General features: G+C 71.4%; 19 protein-coding genes. 12 read left to right on the forward strand and 7 right to left on the reverse strand.

What is annotated here, in order from left to right; genetic code table 11:
• Nucleotides 1–15 precede the first annotated feature (15 nt).
• Both D455_RS0102680 and D455_RS0102685 read left to right on the forward strand, forming a co-directional pair.
• The gene (locus tag D455_RS0102680) at nucleotides 16–228 is read left to right on the forward strand and encodes a hypothetical protein (RefSeq protein WP_017569226.1); all 213 of its coding nucleotides are present in this window, start codon (nucleotides 16–18) and stop codon (nucleotides 226–228) included.
• A 95-nt stretch (nucleotides 229–323) separates the two neighbouring features.
• Nucleotides 324–536: a hypothetical protein gene (locus tag D455_RS0102685; RefSeq protein ID WP_017569227.1), complete on the forward strand. Its 213-nt coding sequence runs from the start codon at nucleotides 324–326 to the stop codon at nucleotides 534–536.
• Between the two features lie 112 nt (nucleotides 537–648).
• On the opposite strand, the gene D455_RS0102690 is transcribed toward D455_RS0102685, so the two are convergent.
• The gene (locus tag D455_RS0102690; protein ID WP_017569228.1) at nucleotides 649–1,185 is read right to left on the reverse strand and encodes a GNAT family N-acetyltransferase; all 537 of its coding nucleotides are present in this window, start codon (nucleotides 1,183–1,185) and stop codon (nucleotides 649–651) included.
• 126 nt (nucleotides 1,186–1,311) lie between these two features.
• Here D455_RS0102690 and sigJ point away from each other — a divergent pair, with 126 nt between their 5' ends.
• Complete coding sequence (sigJ, locus tag D455_RS0102695) at nucleotides 1,312–2,217, forward strand: RNA polymerase sigma factor SigJ (RefSeq protein ID WP_017569229.1); 906 nt, start codon at nucleotides 1,312–1,314, stop codon at nucleotides 2,215–2,217.
• Between the two features lie 4 nt (nucleotides 2,218–2,221).
• Nucleotides 2,222–3,367 (forward strand): FAD-dependent oxidoreductase, encoded by a 1,146-nt coding sequence (locus tag D455_RS0102700; RefSeq protein WP_017569230.1) that lies wholly within the window; start codon nucleotides 2,222–2,224, stop codon nucleotides 3,365–3,367.
• Nucleotides 3,368–3,541: 174 nt separating this feature from the next.
• On the opposite strand, the gene D455_RS0102705 is transcribed toward D455_RS0102700, so the two are convergent.
• Complete coding sequence (locus D455_RS0102705; RefSeq protein ID WP_017569231.1) at nucleotides 3,542–3,910, reverse strand: VOC family protein; 369 nt, start codon at nucleotides 3,908–3,910, stop codon at nucleotides 3,542–3,544.
• 162 nt (nucleotides 3,911–4,072) lie between these two features.
• Here D455_RS0102705 and D455_RS0102710 point away from each other — a divergent pair, with 162 nt between their 5' ends.
• On the forward strand, nucleotides 4,073–4,696 hold the full coding sequence (locus tag D455_RS0102710; RefSeq protein ID WP_040684319.1) for a Uma2 family endonuclease: 624 nt from the start codon (nucleotides 4,073–4,075) through the stop codon (nucleotides 4,694–4,696).
• Here the strand turns inward: D455_RS0102710 and D455_RS0102715 are convergent.
• The 3 genes from D455_RS0102715 to D455_RS0102725 all read right to left on the reverse strand — a co-directional run bounded on the left by D455_RS0102715 (nucleotide 4,678) and on the right by D455_RS0102725 (nucleotide 8,271).
• Entirely contained in the window at nucleotides 4,678–5,364 is a 687-nt protein-coding gene (locus D455_RS0102715; RefSeq protein WP_017569233.1) for a response regulator, read from the reverse strand. The genes D455_RS0102710 and D455_RS0102715 overlap by 19 nt on opposite strands.
• Entirely contained in the window at nucleotides 5,361–7,031 is a 1,671-nt protein-coding gene (locus tag D455_RS0102720; protein ID WP_017569234.1) for an ATP-binding protein, read from the reverse strand. Before D455_RS0102720 ends, D455_RS0102715 begins: the two co-directional genes overlap by 4 nt.
• A 352-nt stretch (nucleotides 7,032–7,383) precedes the next feature.
• Entirely contained in the window at nucleotides 7,384–8,271 is an 888-nt protein-coding gene (locus D455_RS0102725; RefSeq protein WP_017569235.1) for a phosphorothioated DNA-binding restriction endonuclease, read from the reverse strand.
• A gap of 94 nt (nucleotides 8,272–8,365) precedes the next feature.
• On the opposite strand from D455_RS0102725, the gene D455_RS0102730 reads away from it, so the two are divergent.
• From D455_RS0102730 to D455_RS0102745, 4 genes are all read left to right on the forward strand, one after another.
• The gene (locus tag D455_RS0102730; RefSeq protein WP_026122253.1) at nucleotides 8,366–9,412 is read left to right on the forward strand and encodes a LacI family DNA-binding transcriptional regulator; all 1,047 of its coding nucleotides are present in this window, start codon (nucleotides 8,366–8,368) and stop codon (nucleotides 9,410–9,412) included.
• 218 nt (nucleotides 9,413–9,630) lie between these two features.
• The gene (locus tag D455_RS0102735) at nucleotides 9,631–10,947 is read left to right on the forward strand and encodes an ABC transporter substrate-binding protein (RefSeq protein WP_017569237.1); all 1,317 of its coding nucleotides are present in this window, start codon (nucleotides 9,631–9,633) and stop codon (nucleotides 10,945–10,947) included.
• 62 nt (nucleotides 10,948–11,009) lie between these two features.
• The gene (locus D455_RS0102740) at nucleotides 11,010–12,002 is read left to right on the forward strand and encodes a carbohydrate ABC transporter permease (protein WP_026122254.1); all 993 of its coding nucleotides are present in this window, start codon (nucleotides 11,010–11,012) and stop codon (nucleotides 12,000–12,002) included.
• Complete coding sequence (locus D455_RS0102745) at nucleotides 11,995–12,834, forward strand: carbohydrate ABC transporter permease (RefSeq protein ID WP_017569239.1); 840 nt, start codon at nucleotides 11,995–11,997, stop codon at nucleotides 12,832–12,834. The genes D455_RS0102740 and D455_RS0102745 overlap by 8 nt, the downstream gene beginning before the upstream one ends.
• Before the next feature lie 144 nt (nucleotides 12,835–12,978).
• Here D455_RS0102745 and D455_RS0102750 read toward each other — a convergent pair whose 3' ends face one another.
• Nucleotides 12,979–13,554: a TetR/AcrR family transcriptional regulator gene (locus D455_RS0102750; protein ID WP_017569240.1), complete on the reverse strand. Its 576-nt coding sequence runs from the start codon at nucleotides 13,552–13,554 to the stop codon at nucleotides 12,979–12,981.
• Between the two features lie 80 nt (nucleotides 13,555–13,634).
• Here D455_RS0102750 and D455_RS0102755 point away from each other — a divergent pair, with 80 nt between their 5' ends.
• On the forward strand, nucleotides 13,635–14,075 hold the full coding sequence (locus D455_RS0102755; protein WP_017569241.1) for a nuclear transport factor 2 family protein: 441 nt from the start codon (nucleotides 13,635–13,637) through the stop codon (nucleotides 14,073–14,075).
• Nucleotides 14,072–14,911, forward strand: a complete 840-nt coding sequence (locus D455_RS0102760; RefSeq protein ID WP_017569242.1) for a Rossmann-fold NAD(P)-binding domain-containing protein — start codon at nucleotides 14,072–14,074, stop codon at nucleotides 14,909–14,911. The genes D455_RS0102755 and D455_RS0102760 overlap by 4 nt, the downstream gene beginning before the upstream one ends.
• Before the next feature lie 44 nt (nucleotides 14,912–14,955).
• On the opposite strand, the gene msrA is transcribed toward D455_RS0102760, so the two are convergent.
• The gene (gene msrA / locus D455_RS0102765) at nucleotides 14,956–15,618 is read right to left on the reverse strand and encodes a peptide-methionine (S)-S-oxide reductase MsrA (RefSeq protein WP_152486986.1); all 663 of its coding nucleotides are present in this window, start codon (nucleotides 15,616–15,618) and stop codon (nucleotides 14,956–14,958) included.
• 136 nt (nucleotides 15,619–15,754) lie between these two features.
• Here msrA and rarD point away from each other — a divergent pair, with 136 nt between their 5' ends.
• Nucleotides 15,755–16,774, forward strand: coding sequence for an EamA family transporter RarD (gene rarD, locus D455_RS0102770; RefSeq protein WP_017569244.1), 1,020 nt, complete (start codon nucleotides 15,755–15,757; stop codon nucleotides 16,772–16,774).
• The last annotated feature ends 195 nt before the right edge of the window (nucleotides 16,775–16,969 follow it).

A 16,969-nucleotide genomic window follows, 5' to 3' on the forward strand; every position in this document is an offset into this window, starting at 1 on the left:
CGAAAGGCAAGAAGAATGTCCCGTATCGCCAAGGTTTCCGGTTTCGTCCTCGCCGCCGGACTCGCCTTCGGTGCCATGACCGGCACCGCCGCCGCGGACAACAACGCCGAGATCCAGAACATCACGATCCCGATCTGCCTGGACGTCCTCAAGGCCTCCGGTGTCAGCGGCGGCGACTGCAACGTCGTCAGCTGGGACGACACGAGCGGTATCGCCGTCGACGACTAGGACCGTACCGCCCGCACGCCCAGCCCCGGCACCGACACCGCGGGACCCGCGGGTCCCGTCAAAGATCACACCACGAACCGAAAAGGATCAACACCATGAAGCGTTTCGCCTCCGTCTCCGGCCTCCTCCTCGCCACCGGCCTTGCCTTCGGCGCCATGACCGGCACCGCCGCCGCGGACAACAACTCCGAGATCCAGAACGTCACCGTGCCGATCTGCGCCGAGGTGATCGCCTTCACCGGTCTGGACGGCGCGGACTGCAACGTCGTCTCCAAGGACAGCACCTCCGGCATCGCCGTCATGGACTAGGTGCCCCTCCAGGACTCCTCGGGCGCACGACCTCCGGTCGGGGGCGGACGCGGGGCGCGGCACACGCCGCGCCCCGCGTCCTCGTGTGCGCCCCGGCCCCGCGGCCCCCGGGTCAGGCCGTGCAGGGCCGTGGCCCGACGCCCTCCACCGGGTCGGTGATCAGCCGGGCGTGCGAACCCGTGTCGAAGCGCTCACCGCCGTAGCGCAGCTTCCTCCGCTCGACGCCCTCCGGCCGGAACCCGGCCCGGCGCGCCACCAGGCACGATCCCGGGTTGTTCAGGCGGTGACCCAACTCCAGCCGGAACAGGTCCGCCTCGGCGAAGGCGTACTCGCTCGCCAGCAGCGTCCCGGCCGTCGCCACGCCCCTCCCCCGCGCCTCCGCCAGGGTCCAGTACGACACCCAGCCGAGGTCGTGGCTCCTGCTGGTCACGGCGACCTGAACGTGCCCCAGCACGGGCCCGTCGTCGTCGACCACCGCGAACCCGAAGGCCGTGCCCTCCTCGGCGCGGGTGCGTTGCCGGTCGATCCAGTCCCGCGCCTGCTCCGGAGTGTCCGGAACCTCCGGCGACTGCCAGGCCAGCTCCGGTTCCGCGAACGCCTCCAGCAGCCGGTCGGCGTCGCTCCGTTCCCATCTCCGCAGTCGGTACACACCGGCTCCCCTCACTCGTCCCCTGACCGCGCCACGCTACTCCCGGCGCCGGGGCGGCCGTCGACGGGATCGGGGTTCCCCGTCCCGGGCATGTCACGTACGGCGGGTCTGGTACGTCTGCCTGTCATGACCACCGATGTCTTCGAAGAACACCGCTCCCTGCTGACCGGTGTCGCCTACCGGATCCTCGGCAGCGCCTCCGACACGGAGGACGTCGTCCAGGAGGCCTGGCTGCGCTGGTCCGCCGTCGATCAGGCCGCGGTGGACGACCCGCGCGCCTACCTGGTCACCATCGCCTCCCGCCTGGCCATCGACCGGCTGCGCAGCGCCCGGACCCGACGGGAGTCCTACGTGGGCGACTGGCTGCCCGAACCGGTCAGCGACGTTCCCGACGGGGCCGCGCACGCCGAGCTCGCGGACTCGGTCGAGTTCGCGCTGCTGGTGGTCCTGGAGACGCTCAGCCCGCTGGAGCGCGCGGTGTTCGTGCTGCGCGAGGCCTTCCAGATGCCCTACGCCGAGATCGGCGGGGTGATCGGCCGGGAGGAGGCCGCCACACGGCAGCTCGCGCGGCGGGCGCGCGAGCACGTACGCGACAGGCGCCCCCGGTTCGAGGCCGACCGGGCCATGCGTCGGCGGATCACCGAGCGCTTCCTGGAGGCCTGCCTGGAGGGCGACCTGGAGGGGTTGACCGACCTGTTCGCCGACGACGTCACCCTGGTCAGCGACAGCGGCGGCAGGGCCAAGGCGCCGCTGCGGACCGTGCGGGGCGCGCCGAAGGTCGGCCGGTTCCTGTCGTCCCTGTCCCAGCCGCGCAACACGGAGCGCTTCCTCCGCTCGCTGGGGCTGGAGGGCGTGGAGGAACTGCGGACCACGGTCACCGAGGTCAACGCGGGTCCGGCGGCGGTCGTCTCGGCCGGGGACAGGGTGGCCGCGCTGGTGTCCCTGGACATCGTCGACGGCCGCGTCCAGCACGTGTACCTTCTGGTCAACCCCGACAAGATGTCACGTCTGCGGACGCCCGAACCGTCCTAGGGGCATGGACATCACCGTTGTGGGCGGTGGCCTCGCCGGACTGACCGCGGCCATCGCCAGCGCCGAGAGGGGCGCGAACGTCACCCTGCTGGAGGCGCACCGGACCCTGGGCGGGCGGGCCCGCGCCACCGAACCGCCGTACGTGGCCAACGAGGGGCCGCACGTGCTGTACTCCGACGGTCCCCCGTTCGCGTGGCTGGCGGAGCGCGACCTGCTCCCGCCCCACCTGCCCTTCCCCGCACGCGGCCTGCTCCGGGCGGGGACGCGCCACCGGGGCCGGGTGGGCGTGCCCCCGTACGCGCTGCTCAGAGCCGCCTCGCGACGACGGCTGCGGGCGCCGTACGACCGGGACTTCGGCTCGTGGGCCCGGGAGGAGCTCGGAGGCGAACCCGCGCGCGTGGCCGCGAACATGATGGGCGTGGCCCTGTTCGACCACGACCCGTCGCGGTTGTCGGCCGCCTTCGTCTGGGAGAGGTTCCTCCGGGTGACCACCCCGGGGTGGCCCGCCGCCAGGTACCTGGTCGGAGGCTGGACGTCGCTCGTGGAGCGGATGGCCCGGCGGGCCCGGGAGATGGGTGTGCGCGTCGGGACCGGGGCCCGGGTGGACGCGGTCCCCGACACGCCGACCATCGTCGCGACGTCACTGGCGTCGGCCCGCGCCCTGCTCGGCGACGCGTCGTTGGAGTGGGAGAGCGGGCACACCCTGATGGTGGACCTGGGGTTGCGTCGGGGCCGGGACCCGTTCATCGTCTTCGACGCCGACGAGTGCGGTTTCCTGGAGCGCTACTCGCTGGTGGACCGCACGCTCGCGCCGGAGGGCGAGGAGTTGGTGCAGGCGCAGCTGCCGGTGCGCCCGGGAGAGTCCCGGGCGGGGGTCACCGGGCGGTTGGAGCGGTTCCTGGACCTGTCCCTGCCTGGCTGGCGGGAGCGGGTGACGTGGCGGCGCGACCAGGTGGCGCGCGGGCGCACCGGGGCCCTGGACCTGCCGGGCCGCACGTGGCGGGACCGCCCCGCGGTGGACCGGGGCGACGGCGTCTACCTGGCGGGGGACTCCGTGGCGGCGCCCGGCCTGCTGGGCGAGGTGTCGTTCAACAGCGCGGTGGCCGCGGCGGAGGAGGCCACGAGCAGGCGCTCCGTCGGGAGCGTGTAGGGGCGGGACGTGACGGAGCGGGGCTGCCTGGCCCTTCACCGCCCTTCTCCCCCCGGGAGACGTCTGGGGTGCCCACGTGATGGCCGCGGCCCCCGTCGCCCTCCGACCGACCGGGTGACCCCTTCGGCGGGACCGGCGGGAACCGACCGCCGAGGGGTGGGGACGCGGTGCCGCTCAGGCGGGGGCGTGCGAGACGGCCTCCACGTTGTGGCCGTCGGGGTCGCGGACGAAGGCGCCGTAGTAGTGCTCGTGGTACTCCGGCCAGACCTTCGGTTCGTGGAGCACCTCCGCGCCCGCCTCGACGGCCGCGGCGAAGAAGGCGTCCACCGCCGCCCGGTCGGGCGCGGTGAAGGCGATGTGGGACTCGCGGGCGTCACCCTGCGTGTTCGTGACCCCGATCCAGAAGTCGGGGCCGGAGGTGCCGTAACCGATGTGCTCGCCGAAGTCGAGGACGCGTCGCGCGCCCAGCGGGGCGAGGACCGCGTCGTAGAAGGCGGCGCTCTTCGCGAGGTCGCTGACCTGGATTCCGAGGTGATCCAACATGGGGCGAGTGTGACACGTGCCACCGACGTTTCCGGGTTAAGGGGCCGGAAGCGTCAGCGGGATTCGGACACCTCTACGGAGCCTTCTCAGCGAAATCCGCCGGTAACCGAGCGTGCAACAGAATACTGGCGGTCATGCACGTGAGGAGGCAGTATGTCTGTCATGACTATCAGGCACCCGGAAACACCCGAACGACGCCTGACCGTGGACGATCTGGAGAACACGCCGGACGACGGACGGCGGTACGAGCTGGTCGACGGGAGGCTTGACGTGTCGCCGGCTCCCGAACCCGTACACACACGCGTTTCCCACCGCCTGGGTTTCCACATCAGTACCGCAGCCCCGGACGAATTGGAGATCGGCGAGGGCCCCGGTATCGACCTGAACGCCGAGCGAACCCATCACCGTGTCCCTGACCTGGCGGTCTTCGACTGCGAACTGCCATCCCAGGGCTACTTCAACGTGCCCCCGGTTCTGGCCGTGGAGATCGTCTCCCCTGAGAGCGTCCTGCGGGACAATCACACCAAACGCCAGGAGTACGCGGCGTTCGGTATCCCGTCCTACTGGATCATCAACCCGCTCGCGGACAAGGTCGGACTCGTCGAGCTCCGCCTGGAGAACGGCTGCTACCAGGAGGTCGCCCAGGTCCACGGCGAGGACGTCTTCGAGACCGAGCTCCCCTTCCCCGTCAGGCTCGTGCCGCACTGGCTCACCGCCAGTGGCCCGTGGAAGAAGCAGATCGGTGGCGCACCGGAACCGGAGGACACTCAGGACACCCAGCGGTAGAGGTGTTCGGGACGGCCCGCCGAGCCGTAGCGCATGCGCAGCTCGGCCCGGCCGTCCGCGCACAGGTGCTCCAGGTAGCGCCGCGCGGTCACCCGGGACACCCCGGCGCGCTCGGCGACCTCCGAGGCCGACATCTCCCCCTCCGCCTCGCGCAGCGCCCCCGCCACCAAGTCCACGGTGGTCGCGGTCAACCCCTTGGGCAGGGAACGGGCGGCGGCCGGGCGCAGCAGCCCGAACAACCGGTCCACCTCCTGCTGGGTGGCCTCCCCGTCGGCGTCCATCCGGCGGCGCGCCACCGCGTACCGCTCCAGCTGGTCGCGCAGCACGCTGAGCGGGAACGGCTTGAGCAGGTAGTGCACCGCCCCGCCGTGCAGGGCCGACCGCACCTGGCCGATGTCGCGCACGGCGGTGATCATGAGGAAGTCCGTCTGCTGCGGCCCCGCGCTGGTCGCGGCGGCGCGCAGGGCGCGCATCACCGAGATCCCCGACGCGTCGGGCAGGTGCAGGTCGAGCAGCACCAGGTCGGGCTGGTGCCCTCGGATCTGGGTGAGGGCCGACGCGGCCGTGTGCGCGACCCCCGCCACGGTGAACCCGGACAGCGACTCCACCAGCTCCTGGTGGTTGCGCGCCACCCGCACGTCGTCGTCCACGACCAGGACGCGGATCATCGGGCCACCTCCTCGCTCGGTGCGGCCACCGGCAGGCATGCGGTGAACGCCGCGCCCTCGTCGCCGTCGGGCACCTCCATCTCCACGCTTCCTCCCCTGCCCTCGCACACCTGCTTGACCAGCGCCAGGCCCAGTCCCCGCGTGCCGCCGTCCCGGGAGGCCTTGGTGGTGAACCCGAGCCGGAAGATCTCCTCCGCCACGTCGTCGGCCACCCCGTGCCCGGAGTCGGTCACCCGGATCTCCAACAGGTCGTGCGGCAGGTCGTTGCTCCGCGCCGGGTGCAGCCGCACCATCAGCTCCACCCAGCCGTGCGGGGTCGCGGCCACCGCGTCGAGCGCGTTGTCGACCAGGTTGCCGAGGACGAGCAGCGCGTCGGAGCGTACCTCCCTGTCCAGCGCGGGAACGCTGGTCATCGGGGACAGCCGCAGGTCGACGCCCAGTTCGGAGGCCTGAGCTGACTTGGCGATGGTCAGCGCGGCCAGGGCGGAGTCGTCGACGTGCCGGGAGATGTCCGTGCTGGTGCGGGTGTGTGTCGCGGACAGGTCGGCGAGGTAGGCGCGGGCCTCGTCGTGGGCGCCGAGTTCGAGCATTCCGGCGAGGGTGTGTACCCGGTTGGCGAACTCGTGGGTCTGCGCGCGCAGGCCCCGGGTGACCGTGCGCGCGCCGTCGAGCTCGCCGGTGAGCCGGTCCAGCTCGGTGCGGTCCCGGAAGGTGACGACCGCCCCGGCGTCCTCGCCGCGCACCCGGACCGGCATCCGGTTGGCGACCAGGATGCGGTTCCCGGCGAGCAGGAGGCGGTCGTCGCCGGGGTCGGCGCCGGAGACGATGTCGCGGACGCGCTCGGACAGGCCGAGTTCGTCCAGGCTCCGCCCCTCGGAGGCCTCGGGCAGGCCGAGCATCTCACGGACGGGCGGGTTGGCCAGGACGAGGCGGCCCGCTCCGTCCACGGCGAGGACACCCTCGCGGACCGCGTACAGCAGTGCCTCGCGGCTCTCCAGGAGTGCGGTGATGTCGGCGGGTTCGAGCCCGTGGGTCTTGGTGCGGACCTGGCGGGAGAGCGCCCAGGCCCCGGCCACGCCCAGGACCAGGACCACGGCCACCGTGCCCAGTATCGCGGGGATGGCGGCCCGGGCCTCGGTGGCGGCGCTGGAGGCGAGGATGCCCAGGGAGACGTAGCCGACGACCTCGCCCCGCGCGTCGCCGCCGTGGACCGACCCTCCCCCGGAGAAGATCGGGACCTTGGCGCGCACGCTGCGTCCCATGGTCCCCCGCTGCACACCGGTCCACTCCTGACCTTCCGCGGCGGGGCCGGGCGGGGTGGACACGGTACCGCCGATGAGTTCCTCGTCGGGGTGGGAGGAGCGGATGCCCCGGGGGGAGGCGATGACCACGAACTCGGTTCCGGTGGCGGCGTCGACGCTGTCGGCCAGCGGGGCGAGTACGGCCGCGGGGTCGGAGGTCTGGACGCCCTCGACGACCCGGGGCATCACGGCGACGGCCCTGGCCAGGCTCAGGACCCGCTCCTCGTAGTGGCGGTCGATGGTCCGGTTCGTGTGGACCGCCCACAGTGCGCCCACGGCGATGAGGGCCACGGCGAGCAGGAGCACGTAGCCGATGAAGAGGGACCCGGTGAGCGAAAGGCGTCCGCGCGTGGGATGCGTGGTCATGTTTCTCCAGTGGCCGTGGCGGGGATGCGGAGGACTCTGCCAGGCAAAACCCCAGGTAGGGGTTTTACGCACAATACGACCAATACGACTCCAGTGTTGACGGCGATCCCGACGGCGACGTGTCCGTGGTCGCCCCGCCACCGGGGTCCCGCCGGTGCCGGGACGCCGCCAGTGCCGGGGCGCCGGAGGAGGAAGGCGGCCCACGCGGTCACACGTGTGTCGGGAGAGGGGGCTCCCGTGACCGTCCCGTCACCGCCGTTCCACGGCCCCGGGTCCGGATTCGCCGCTGGCCTCCGGTGACCGCTACGACCCGCCCCCCGCTGACTCCGGCGCCCGCGCGCGGGCGCCGGAGTCAGCGGGGGGCTCGGGCGGTGGATCGCCGGAAGACCTGTTCCGCGTGCCACGCGACGTGGGCGGGTTCGACGGAGGGGTACCCGGGTGCGGGGCCCACGAGGTCGCGTCCCGCGAGGGAGAGGACCACCGTCTCGGCCGTGGGGGAACGGGCCTCGAACCGGGGGGACACCGCGACGGTGAGGGCGTCGGTGAGCCCGAGGACGCCCCGGTCGAACAGCAGGTGGTGTGTGGGGCACAGGCACAGGCCGTTGTCCGGGTCGTTGGGGCCGTCATGGGACCACCAGCGGACGTGGGCCGCCTCCAGGCCGACCGACACGCCGTCCAGCCGCCCCTCGTACCCGCAGAACGCGCACCGGTGTTCGTAGGCGGTCAGCACGGCGTCCCGGAACCGGGGGTCGCGGACGCCGCCCTCACCCGGCGCGGGAACCGGCCCCGGTCCCACGCTGAGACCGGTGAGGGCGATGATGCCCTCGTGCAGGGAGGGAGCGAAGTTGTCGTCGAGCAGGTGCCGCCCGATACGGGCGGCCAGGCCGGGATCGCCTCGCAGGGCCGCGTCCAGCTCGGCGCTCAGGCTGCCCCGCGCCTCCTTCCTCCGGAGCAGGGTCACCCCCGACCCCGGGGAGCCCTCCCCGTCCACCGTGGTGACCCGCCAGAACCCGTCGCTCTCCAGGTGGTGGAAGGGGTAGCCGGGGGTTGTGTCGTTCGAGGGGCCGAACTCCCTGAGGAGCCGCGCGAGCCGGGCCTCGGCCTCGACGTAGACGATGGGCGCGTTGCCGTGGCGCTGGTGGTGCGCGAGCGCGTACAGCAGCAGGAGGGGCTTGTGCGGAGCGCGGACTCCGGCGCGGGTCCACCGCTTGACGGATCCGAGCCGCTGGGTCCAGTCCATACCGGAAACCCTGGTACGGAGGGGCTTTCGGCCTCCGTCCCCGGTACGGGCACTGTCGGAGCGCCCCGGGGCGCCGCGCATTACCATCTTCCCCATGACAAGCGGAAACACGGGTCGAAAGCGCCCCACGATCAGCGATGTCGCCCGGCGGGCGGGCGTGAGCAAGGGGGCCGTGTCACGGGCGTTGAACACCGGTACCGGTACCAGCGCCAGCACCCGTGAACGCATCCGCCAGGCGGCGGTCGAGCTGGGCTGGAACCCCAGCTACGCCGCACGCGCGCTCAACGGCAAGTCGCTGGGCACGATCGGCCTGATCGTTCGCCGCTCCCCCGAGATCCTCGACTTCGACGCGTTCTTCCCGTCGTTCCTGTCCGGGATCGAGTCGGTGCTCTCCGGTGAGGAGCACGCCACCGTCATCCGCTTCGTACCCGACGAACGGACCGAGGCCGCCACCTACGAGCGACTGTTCAACGACCAGTTCGTCGACGGTTTCCTGGTCACCGACCTGCGGACGGACGATGGCCGCCCCGGGATGCTGCGCCGTCTGGGCGCGCCCGCCGTCGTGGTCGGGGCCCCCGAGAACTCCTCGGACTTCCCCACCGTCACCAACGACTCCCGGGAGGCCATCCGCGGCGTGGTTCGCCGCTTCGCCGAGGCGGGGCACCACCGCGTCGCCCACGTCCAGGGCGATCCCCACATGCTGCACGCGATCCAGCGCCGACGCCACTGGGAGCAGGCGGTGCGCGAGTTCGGACTGGAACCGGGGCCGGTGGAGGAGCACGGCGGCTACACCATCGCGGGCGGGGCCCGGGCCACCGAGCGCGTCCTCGCCAGCGACGAGCGCCCCACGGCCATCTTCTACGGCAGTGACCTCATGGCCATAGGCGGGTACTCCGTGCTGCGGGAGGCGGGGCTGACCGTCCCCGAGGACATGGCGGTGGCCGGATTCGACGACATCCCCCTGGCCTCGTTCGTCACGCCACCGCTGACGACCGTCCGCAACAGGCACCGCGCGCTGGGCAGTGTCGGCGCCCGCATCCTGCTGGACATGCTCAAGGGGCAGGAGCCGCCGCCGTCGACCGTGCTCGTCGGGGAGCTCCGCATGAGGGAGTCCTCCGGGCGGCCGGACCACACCCCGTAACGGTTTCGCAACCGATTCTCCCACTCCCGTGTGAGGTCACTTACACTATCCGGGTAAACCGGTTTACCTACCCATGGGAGCTCCTCGGAGCGACATGGGAACGCCTGTGGGTCGTCGATGCGCCCCGCCCGTGAGGTCGGCGGACGCGTCCACCCCCCGCCCGTTCCGTCATCGCCGACGATGGCGGCGGGCTCAGCCACAGAGAGAGGGAGACGGTCGTGAAGACACCCCCCACAGCACTACTGTCCGCTTCGACCGCGCTCGGACTCGCCGTCGCGCTGACCGCCTGCGGCGCCGACGGGGATTCCGGGGACCAGACGCTGACCTACTGGGCCAGCAACCAGGGAGCGAGCGTGGAGGAGGACCGGGAGGTCCTCCAGCCCGCGCTCGACCGGTTCACCGAGGAGACCGGAGTCGAGGTCGAGCTAGAGGTCATCCCATGGAGCGAGCTGTACAACCGCATCCTGACCGCGGTCAGCAGCGGCGACGCGCCCGACGTCCTCAACATCGGCAACACCTGGGCGGCCAGCCTCCAGCAGACCGGTGCCTTCGTGCCCTTCGAGGGTGAGGACCTCGACGCGGTGGGCGGCGAGGGACGCTTCGTCGGCACCAGCTTCGCCACCGGCGGCGCCGAGGGCGAGCCGCCGACGTCGGTGCCGCTCTACGCGCTGTCCTACGCGTTGTTCTACAACCCCACCATGTTCGAGGAGGCGGGCATCGAGGAGCCGCCCTCGACCTGGGAGGAGTTCGCCGAGACCGCGAACGAGCTGACGAGGGACACCGACGGCGACGGCGAGATCGACCAGTACGGCTTCGTGACGGAGGGCGGCAACGAGCGGCAGAACTCCCACATGGCCTTCATCCTCGGTCAGCAGCACGGCGGATCCCTGTGGGGGGAGGACGGGCCCACCTTCTCCTCCGACGAGCAGGTCGCCGCGGTCAAACAGTGGGTGGACCTGATGGCCGTGGAGGAGATCATCGACCCCAGCAGCGCCGAGTTCAACGACGGCACCCAGGGCATCAGCGACTTCGTCGACGGACGCGCCGCCATGACCATCGTGCAGGGCAGCGCCCGCACGACCATGGCCGCCCGCGGATTCGACGACTACGAGATCGCCCAGGTCCCGATGCTCGACCCGCTGCCGGGAGAGGCCGTCCAGAGTCACACGGCCGGGATCAACATCAGCGTCTTCAACGACACCGACGCCAGGGAGGACGCGCTGCGGCTGGTCGAGCACCTGACCAGTCCGGAGGAGCAGGTGTACCTGTCCCAGGAGTTCCAGACGCTGCCGGTGGCCACCGAGGCCTACGACAGCGAGGAGTTGCGGAGCGGGTCGATGGAGACCTTCCGCACGATCCTCGCCGAGCACTCCGCACCGATGCCGCTGATCCCCGAGGAGGGCCAGATGGAGACGGTGCTCGGCGGGGCGATCGGTGAACTCTTCGCACGTGTGGCGACCGGCGACGAGGTCACCGAGGCCGACGTCCGCCAGACCATGGAGGAAGCCGAGACCCAGATGAACGCCGCGAACTAGGCGGTGTGTCCCCTCGGTCGTCCCGTCCCCACGGCGGGGCGACCGTTCCATGGAGGCGCTAGATGTCGACTACCGAAGAACAGGGGCCCGACACCGCGGAGAACCCGCCCGCGGCCGGCCCCGCGAGAGAACCCGGCGTGCGGCGTCCGCGTCGCCCGGGGTGGTTCCTGCCCTACGGCATGGTGCTGCCAGCGGCGGTGCTGGAGGTGCTGGTCCACATCATCCCCATGGCACTGGGGATCTACATCGCGTTCACCTCGTTGACGCAGCTGACCATCCGGCGCTGGACGACGGCACCGCTCGTCGGTTTCGAGAACTTCGTCCGCGGTCTGGACCCCGGAAACGCCCTGGGCGGTGCCCTGTTCGAGAGCCTGTTCCGCACCACGGTCTACACCGTGCTGGTGGTGGGGTTGTCGTGGGTGCTGGGGATGGCGGCGGCCGTCGCGCTGAACACGAGGTTCCGGGGGCGCGGTGTACTACGCACCCTGTTCCTCGTGCCCTACGCCCTGCCGGTCTACGTCGCCGCGATCCTCTGGGCGTTCATGTTCAACCAGCGCGACGGCATGGTCAACCAGCTGCTCGTGGAGGATCTGGGTCTGCTGGACGAGCCCCCGTTCTGGCTCATCGGTGAGAACGCGTTCTGGGTGCTGGTGGTCGTGTCGGTGTGGCGGCTGTGGCCGTTCGCGTTCCTGATGCTGCTGGCGGCGCTACAGAGCATCCCCGAGGACCTGTACGAGGCCGCCGCCATCGACGGCGCCTCGACCTGGAGGCGGTTCACCGGCATCACGCTGCCCATGGTGCGCTCGGCGAACGCGGTCGTACTGCTCGTCATGGGGTTGTGGACGTTCAACGAGTTCAACATCCCCTTCCTGCTCTTCGGCGACGTCTCGCCCGAGAGCGCACGGCTGATCTCACCGCTGATCTACGAGCACTCCTTCGTCAACTGGAACTTCGGGCTGGGCGCCGCGATGAGCGTGCTGCTGCTCATCGCACTGGTCATCGCGTCGGTGGTCTACGTCCGGCTGGTACTGCCCAAGGGGAACGGCAATGCATGAGACACGGGGTTTCCGCTGGTTCCGCCGGATCGTCCTGACCTTCCTCACCGTGTTCACCCTGCTGCCCCTGTACGTGCTGGTGGTGACCTCGGTGAAACCGCTGGAGAACGTCCGGGGGGCCTTCACCTGGCTGCCGGAGCGCGTCACCCTCCAGCCGTACGTGGACATGTGGACGACGATCCCGTTGGCCCGCTACCTGGTCAACAGCCTGGTCGTCACGACCACGGCGACCGTCCTGGCGCTGGTGGTGGCGGTGCTGGCCGCCTATCCGCTGTCGCGACTGCGTTTTCGCGGCAAACGGCTGTTCAGCATGACGGTGCTCTCGACGCAGATGTTTCCCGGCATCCTGTTCCTGCTGCCGCTCTTCCTGATCTTCGTGCGGCTGGAGGACCTCATCGGCATCGAGTTCACCGGCTCCTACACCGGGCTGATCATCACCTACCTGACCTTCGCCCTGCCGTTCTCGATCTGGATGCTGGCCGGGTACTTCAGCGCCATCCCCGAGGGTTTGGAGGAGGCGGCGATGATCGACGGCACCAGCAGGATCGGTGCCCTGGTCCGGGTCATCCTTCCGGTGGCGCGCCCGGGCATCCTCGCCGTCGGGGTGTTCGCGTTCATCACCGCCTGGGGCGAGGTGCTGTTCGCCTCGGTGCTGACCGACACCGAGACCCGCACGCTCTCCATCGGGCTCAAGCTCTACACCAGCCAGACCGACACCCTGTGGAACGAACTGCTGGCCGCGTCCCTGACCATCTCCCTGCCGGTGGTCATCGCCTTCATGCTGGTCCAGCGCTACCTCGTGTCCGGGCTGTCGGCGGGCGCGGTGAAGTAGCGCGCGGGGTCCGGCCCACCGCCGCCACCGCCCCCGGGTCCGCCGTCAGCGGCTCCGGGGGCGGCCGTGCGCGACCGGACGCCGAAGCGACCGGTCGTGCACGGCACCGTGAGGCGACGGGGCTCGAACGCGCACGAGTGGGTCTCAGGCGAGGATCTTGGCGGTGAAGGCCCTCAGCCGCTCCTCCAGCACCTCTCCCGACATCTCCTCCCGCCCAGCCAGGTGCTCCACCAGGTCGGCGCGGACCGCGGCCAGCAGCGCGTGCGCGGCGAAGTCCGCGTCCGGGACGGTGGGAACCGCGGCCAGGGCGTCCGCCAGCGTCCGGTGCCACCAGGTGTAGTGATCGGCCTGGTAGGGGCTGTTTCCGCCGTCGCTCTCCAGCGCCAGGGCCAGGTGGCGGTTGTCGAGCTTGAACCGCAGCAGAGCGAGCAGAAGCGCTGGGACCCGTTCGCGCGGGGGCGTCGCGGGGCCCAGCGGGGCCGGGCCCTCCAGGACGGCCCCGCGCAGTGGGCCGCTCCGCACCTCCATGAGGGCCCGGATCAGCCCGCCGCGGTCCCCGAAGCCCCGGAAGAGGGTGCCCTTGCCCACCCCCGCGGCAGAGGCGATCTCGTCCATCGACACGTTCCTGGGGCTCTCGCTGTCGGCGAAGAGCCCGTCGGCGGCGGCAAGCACCGCCTCCCTGTTGCGCAGTGCGTCCGCGCGCTCCCCGCGTGCACCCATACTCACCTCGCTTGCGAAACGGACTGCCGGTCCGTATGTTTAAACGGACCAGCAGTCCACATTCTAGGGGCGGAGACCCCATGCACGACGCACTGACAACGGCGGACCTGTATCGACACGGCCTGGAACTGCTTCTGGACGGGAGGATCGACGACTGGGTCGCCCTGTGCGACGAGGACGTCCTCGTCGAGTTCCCCTTCGCACCCGCCGGCTGGCCCCGGCGGCTGGAGGGAAGGGAACGGCTCGCCGAGTACATGAGCGACTACACCGACCACATCCACCTGAAGGACCTCCCGTACCTGGAGATCCACCAGACCACCGCTCCCGAGACCGTGGTCGCCGAGATGCGCGCCCGGGCCCGGCTCGTGGCGACCGGGCAGGACACCGACATCTCCTACGTGGTGGTGATGACGGCGATCCGGGGACGCGTCACCCACTACCGCGACTACTGGAACCCGCTCGTGGTGCCCGGCTCCATGCGCGAGGCCAAGACCACCGCGCCGAAGGGGGAGAGCGCATGAGTTCCGCCGCCACCGTCCTGGTCACCGGCGCCACCGGCACGACCGGAAGCCTGGTCGCCTCCCGGCTCGGCGCGCTCGGCCCGCGGGTGCGGGCGGCCAGCCGCCGCGCCCCGGGCCGGGGCGGCGTCCCGTCGGTCCGCTTCGACTGGTACAAGCCCGCGACCTTCGGGGAGGCGCTGCGGGGCGTGGACCGGATGTATCTCGTCCCACCCGTCGACACCACCGATCCCGCCGCCGTGATGGTGCCCTTCCTCGAACAGGCGGTCACGGCCGGGGTGCGCCGGGCCGTACTGCTGAGCTCTTCGGCGATCCCGGAGGGCGGGCCCGGGGTGGGGACGGTGCACACCCTCCTGCCGAAGCTGTTCGACGAGTGGGCGGTCCTGCGCCCCTCGTGGTTCATGCAGAACTTCACCGGCGACAACCCCCACGCCGTGAGCATCCGCGAGGAGGGGTTCGTCATGACGGCCACGGGCCGGGGACGGGTCGGTTTCATCGACGCCGACGACATCGCCGCGGTGGCCGCCCGGGCGTTGACCGACGCGGAGGCGCCCAACACCGATCTCGTCCTCACCGGCCCCGAGGCGCTGGGTTACGACGACGTCGCCGCGATGATCGCGCGGGCCTCGGGCCGACCGGTACGCCACCTGGCGGTCGGCGTGGAGCAGATGCGCGACCATCTGGCGACCGCCATGCCGCGGGAGTACGCGGCGATGCTGGCGAACCTGGACCTGGTGATCGCCGAGGGCGCGGAGGACCGGGTCACCCCCGTCGTCGAGCGGATCACCGGACTCCCTCCCCGGAGTTTCGCCGCCTTCGCCGCCGGACGGACCTGGTAACGGCCGGTTCCGCCCCCGGGGCCCGGGGGCGGAACCGGCCGTGCTCACTCCGCGGACGCCACCCCGATCGGGCAGCTGGCGCCGGTCCCGCCGATGCCGCAGTACCCGTTGGGGTTCTTGGCGTCGGACAGGTACTGCTGGTGGTAGTCCTCGGCGAAGTAGAACTCGCGGAGCGGCGCGATCTCGGTGGTGATCGGCCCGTAGCCCGCACGGGTCAGCACCGGCTGGAACGCGTCGCGGCTGTTCTCGGCCGCGATCCGCTGGGCGTCGTCGTGGTAGAGGATCGCCGACCGGTACTGGCTGCCGACGTCGTTGCCCTGGCGCATCCCCTGGGTGGGGTCGTGGCCCTCCCAGAACACCTTGAGGATCTCCGTGTACGAGATGCGCTCGGGGTCGAACACCACACGCACGGCCTCGGTGTGCCCGGTCAGGCCCGAGCAGACCTCCTCGTAGGTGGGGTTGGGCGTGTAGCCGCCCGCGTAACCCACCGCGGTCGTGATGATCCCCCGCTCAGCCCCCAGGCGCCAGAACGTGCGCTCGGCGCCCCAGAAGCAGCCCATCGCCACGTCGGCGATCTCACTGCCCTCCGGATAGGGCGGGGTGAGGCTGGTCCCCAGCACGGTGTGCCCGAAGGGCACGTCCATCGGAGTGTCCCGGCCGGGCAGCGCGCGGGCCGGGTCGACCATGGTCGTCTTTCTCCCGAACATGCCTCCAGGGTATCCGCGGGCCCGAAGCGGCGCACGGACGCGGACGGGCCTGTGGACGACCGCGGAGGAGCACGGACGACCGCCCGGACGGAAACGGGGAAGACACTACGGGGGAATTCGTCCTACCCTTGCTGGCGTGCCCGAATCCAACCGTGGCGTCGTCATCGGCGCGACCGCCTTCCTCCTGTGGGGCGTCGCGGCCCTGTACTGGCCCCTTCTCTCCGCCTCCGCGCCCAGCGAGATCCTCGCCCACCGCATGGTGTGGGCCCTGCTCGCGATGTGCGTCCTCCTCCTCGCCACCCGACGGGGGTGGGCCTGGCTCCCCGCCCTGGTGCGCAGTCCCCGACGGCTGCTGCCGGTGGCAGCGGCGGCGATCCTGATCTCCCTCAACTGGTGGGGGTTCATCTTCGCGGTCTCCGCCGAACAGACCCTCCAGGCCTCACTCGCCTACTTCATCAACCCGCTGATGTCGGTGTGCCTGGGGGTGCTGCTGTTCTCCGAGCGACTGCGGTCCCTCCAGTGGGTGGCGGTCGGCCTCGGCGCCCTGGCCGTGGTCGTGATGACCGTCGGCTACGGCGTGACCCCGTGGCTGTCCCTGCTCATGGCCTCCTCCTTCGCCGCCTACGGCGCGGTGAAGAAGTACGTGGACCTGGACGGCATGCGGAGCCTGACCGTCGAGACGCTGGTGATGTTCCTGCCCGCGCTGGGTTTCGTGGTCTACCTGGAGGCCACGGGGGCGGGCACCGCGTTCTCCGTGTCCCCGGGCCACACCGCCCTGCTGGTCGGCGGCGGTTTCGTGACCGCGCTGCCGCTGCTGCTGTTCGGCATGGCCACGCGCCTGGTCCCCCTGACCGTCATCGGCATGCTCCAGTACATCGCCCCGATCATCATGTTCTTCGTCGGCTGGCTGGTCCAGGGCGAGGACATGCCGCCCGTCCGCTGGCTGGGCTTCGGGCTGGTGTGGCTGGCCCTGTGCGTGTTCGTCGTCCACCAGTGGCGCGACGCCCGGTCCCGGCCCCGGCTCCGGGCCTCCTCGCGGGCGGGGGCCCCGGGGCGGGAGCGAACCGTCGAGGAGGCCGAGGCGGAGGTCGGGGAGCGCGGGCTGCCCCGGGACGCGCCCCACGAGGGCCCGGCCCGGCCGGATCCCACGGAGTGACCTCGGGTTCCCCGGTTCCGGAAAACTCAAACCACCCTCCGTGACTCTGTGCTAACGTCAGGTCGCGGGCCGGGGGTCTCCTCCGGCTCCGACCAGGCAGCACGTCCCGGAGGGTTCGCCCATGCCCCGCACCAGCCGAACGGCACGCGCCACGCGCGCCGCCGCGGCCGTGTGCCCGGCGGCGCCCTCCCTGCT

Source organism: Nocardiopsis halotolerans DSM 44410 (assembly GCF_000341065.1).
Taxonomy (GTDB): Bacteria; Actinomycetota; Actinomycetes; order Streptosporangiales; family Streptosporangiaceae; genus Nocardiopsis; species Nocardiopsis halotolerans.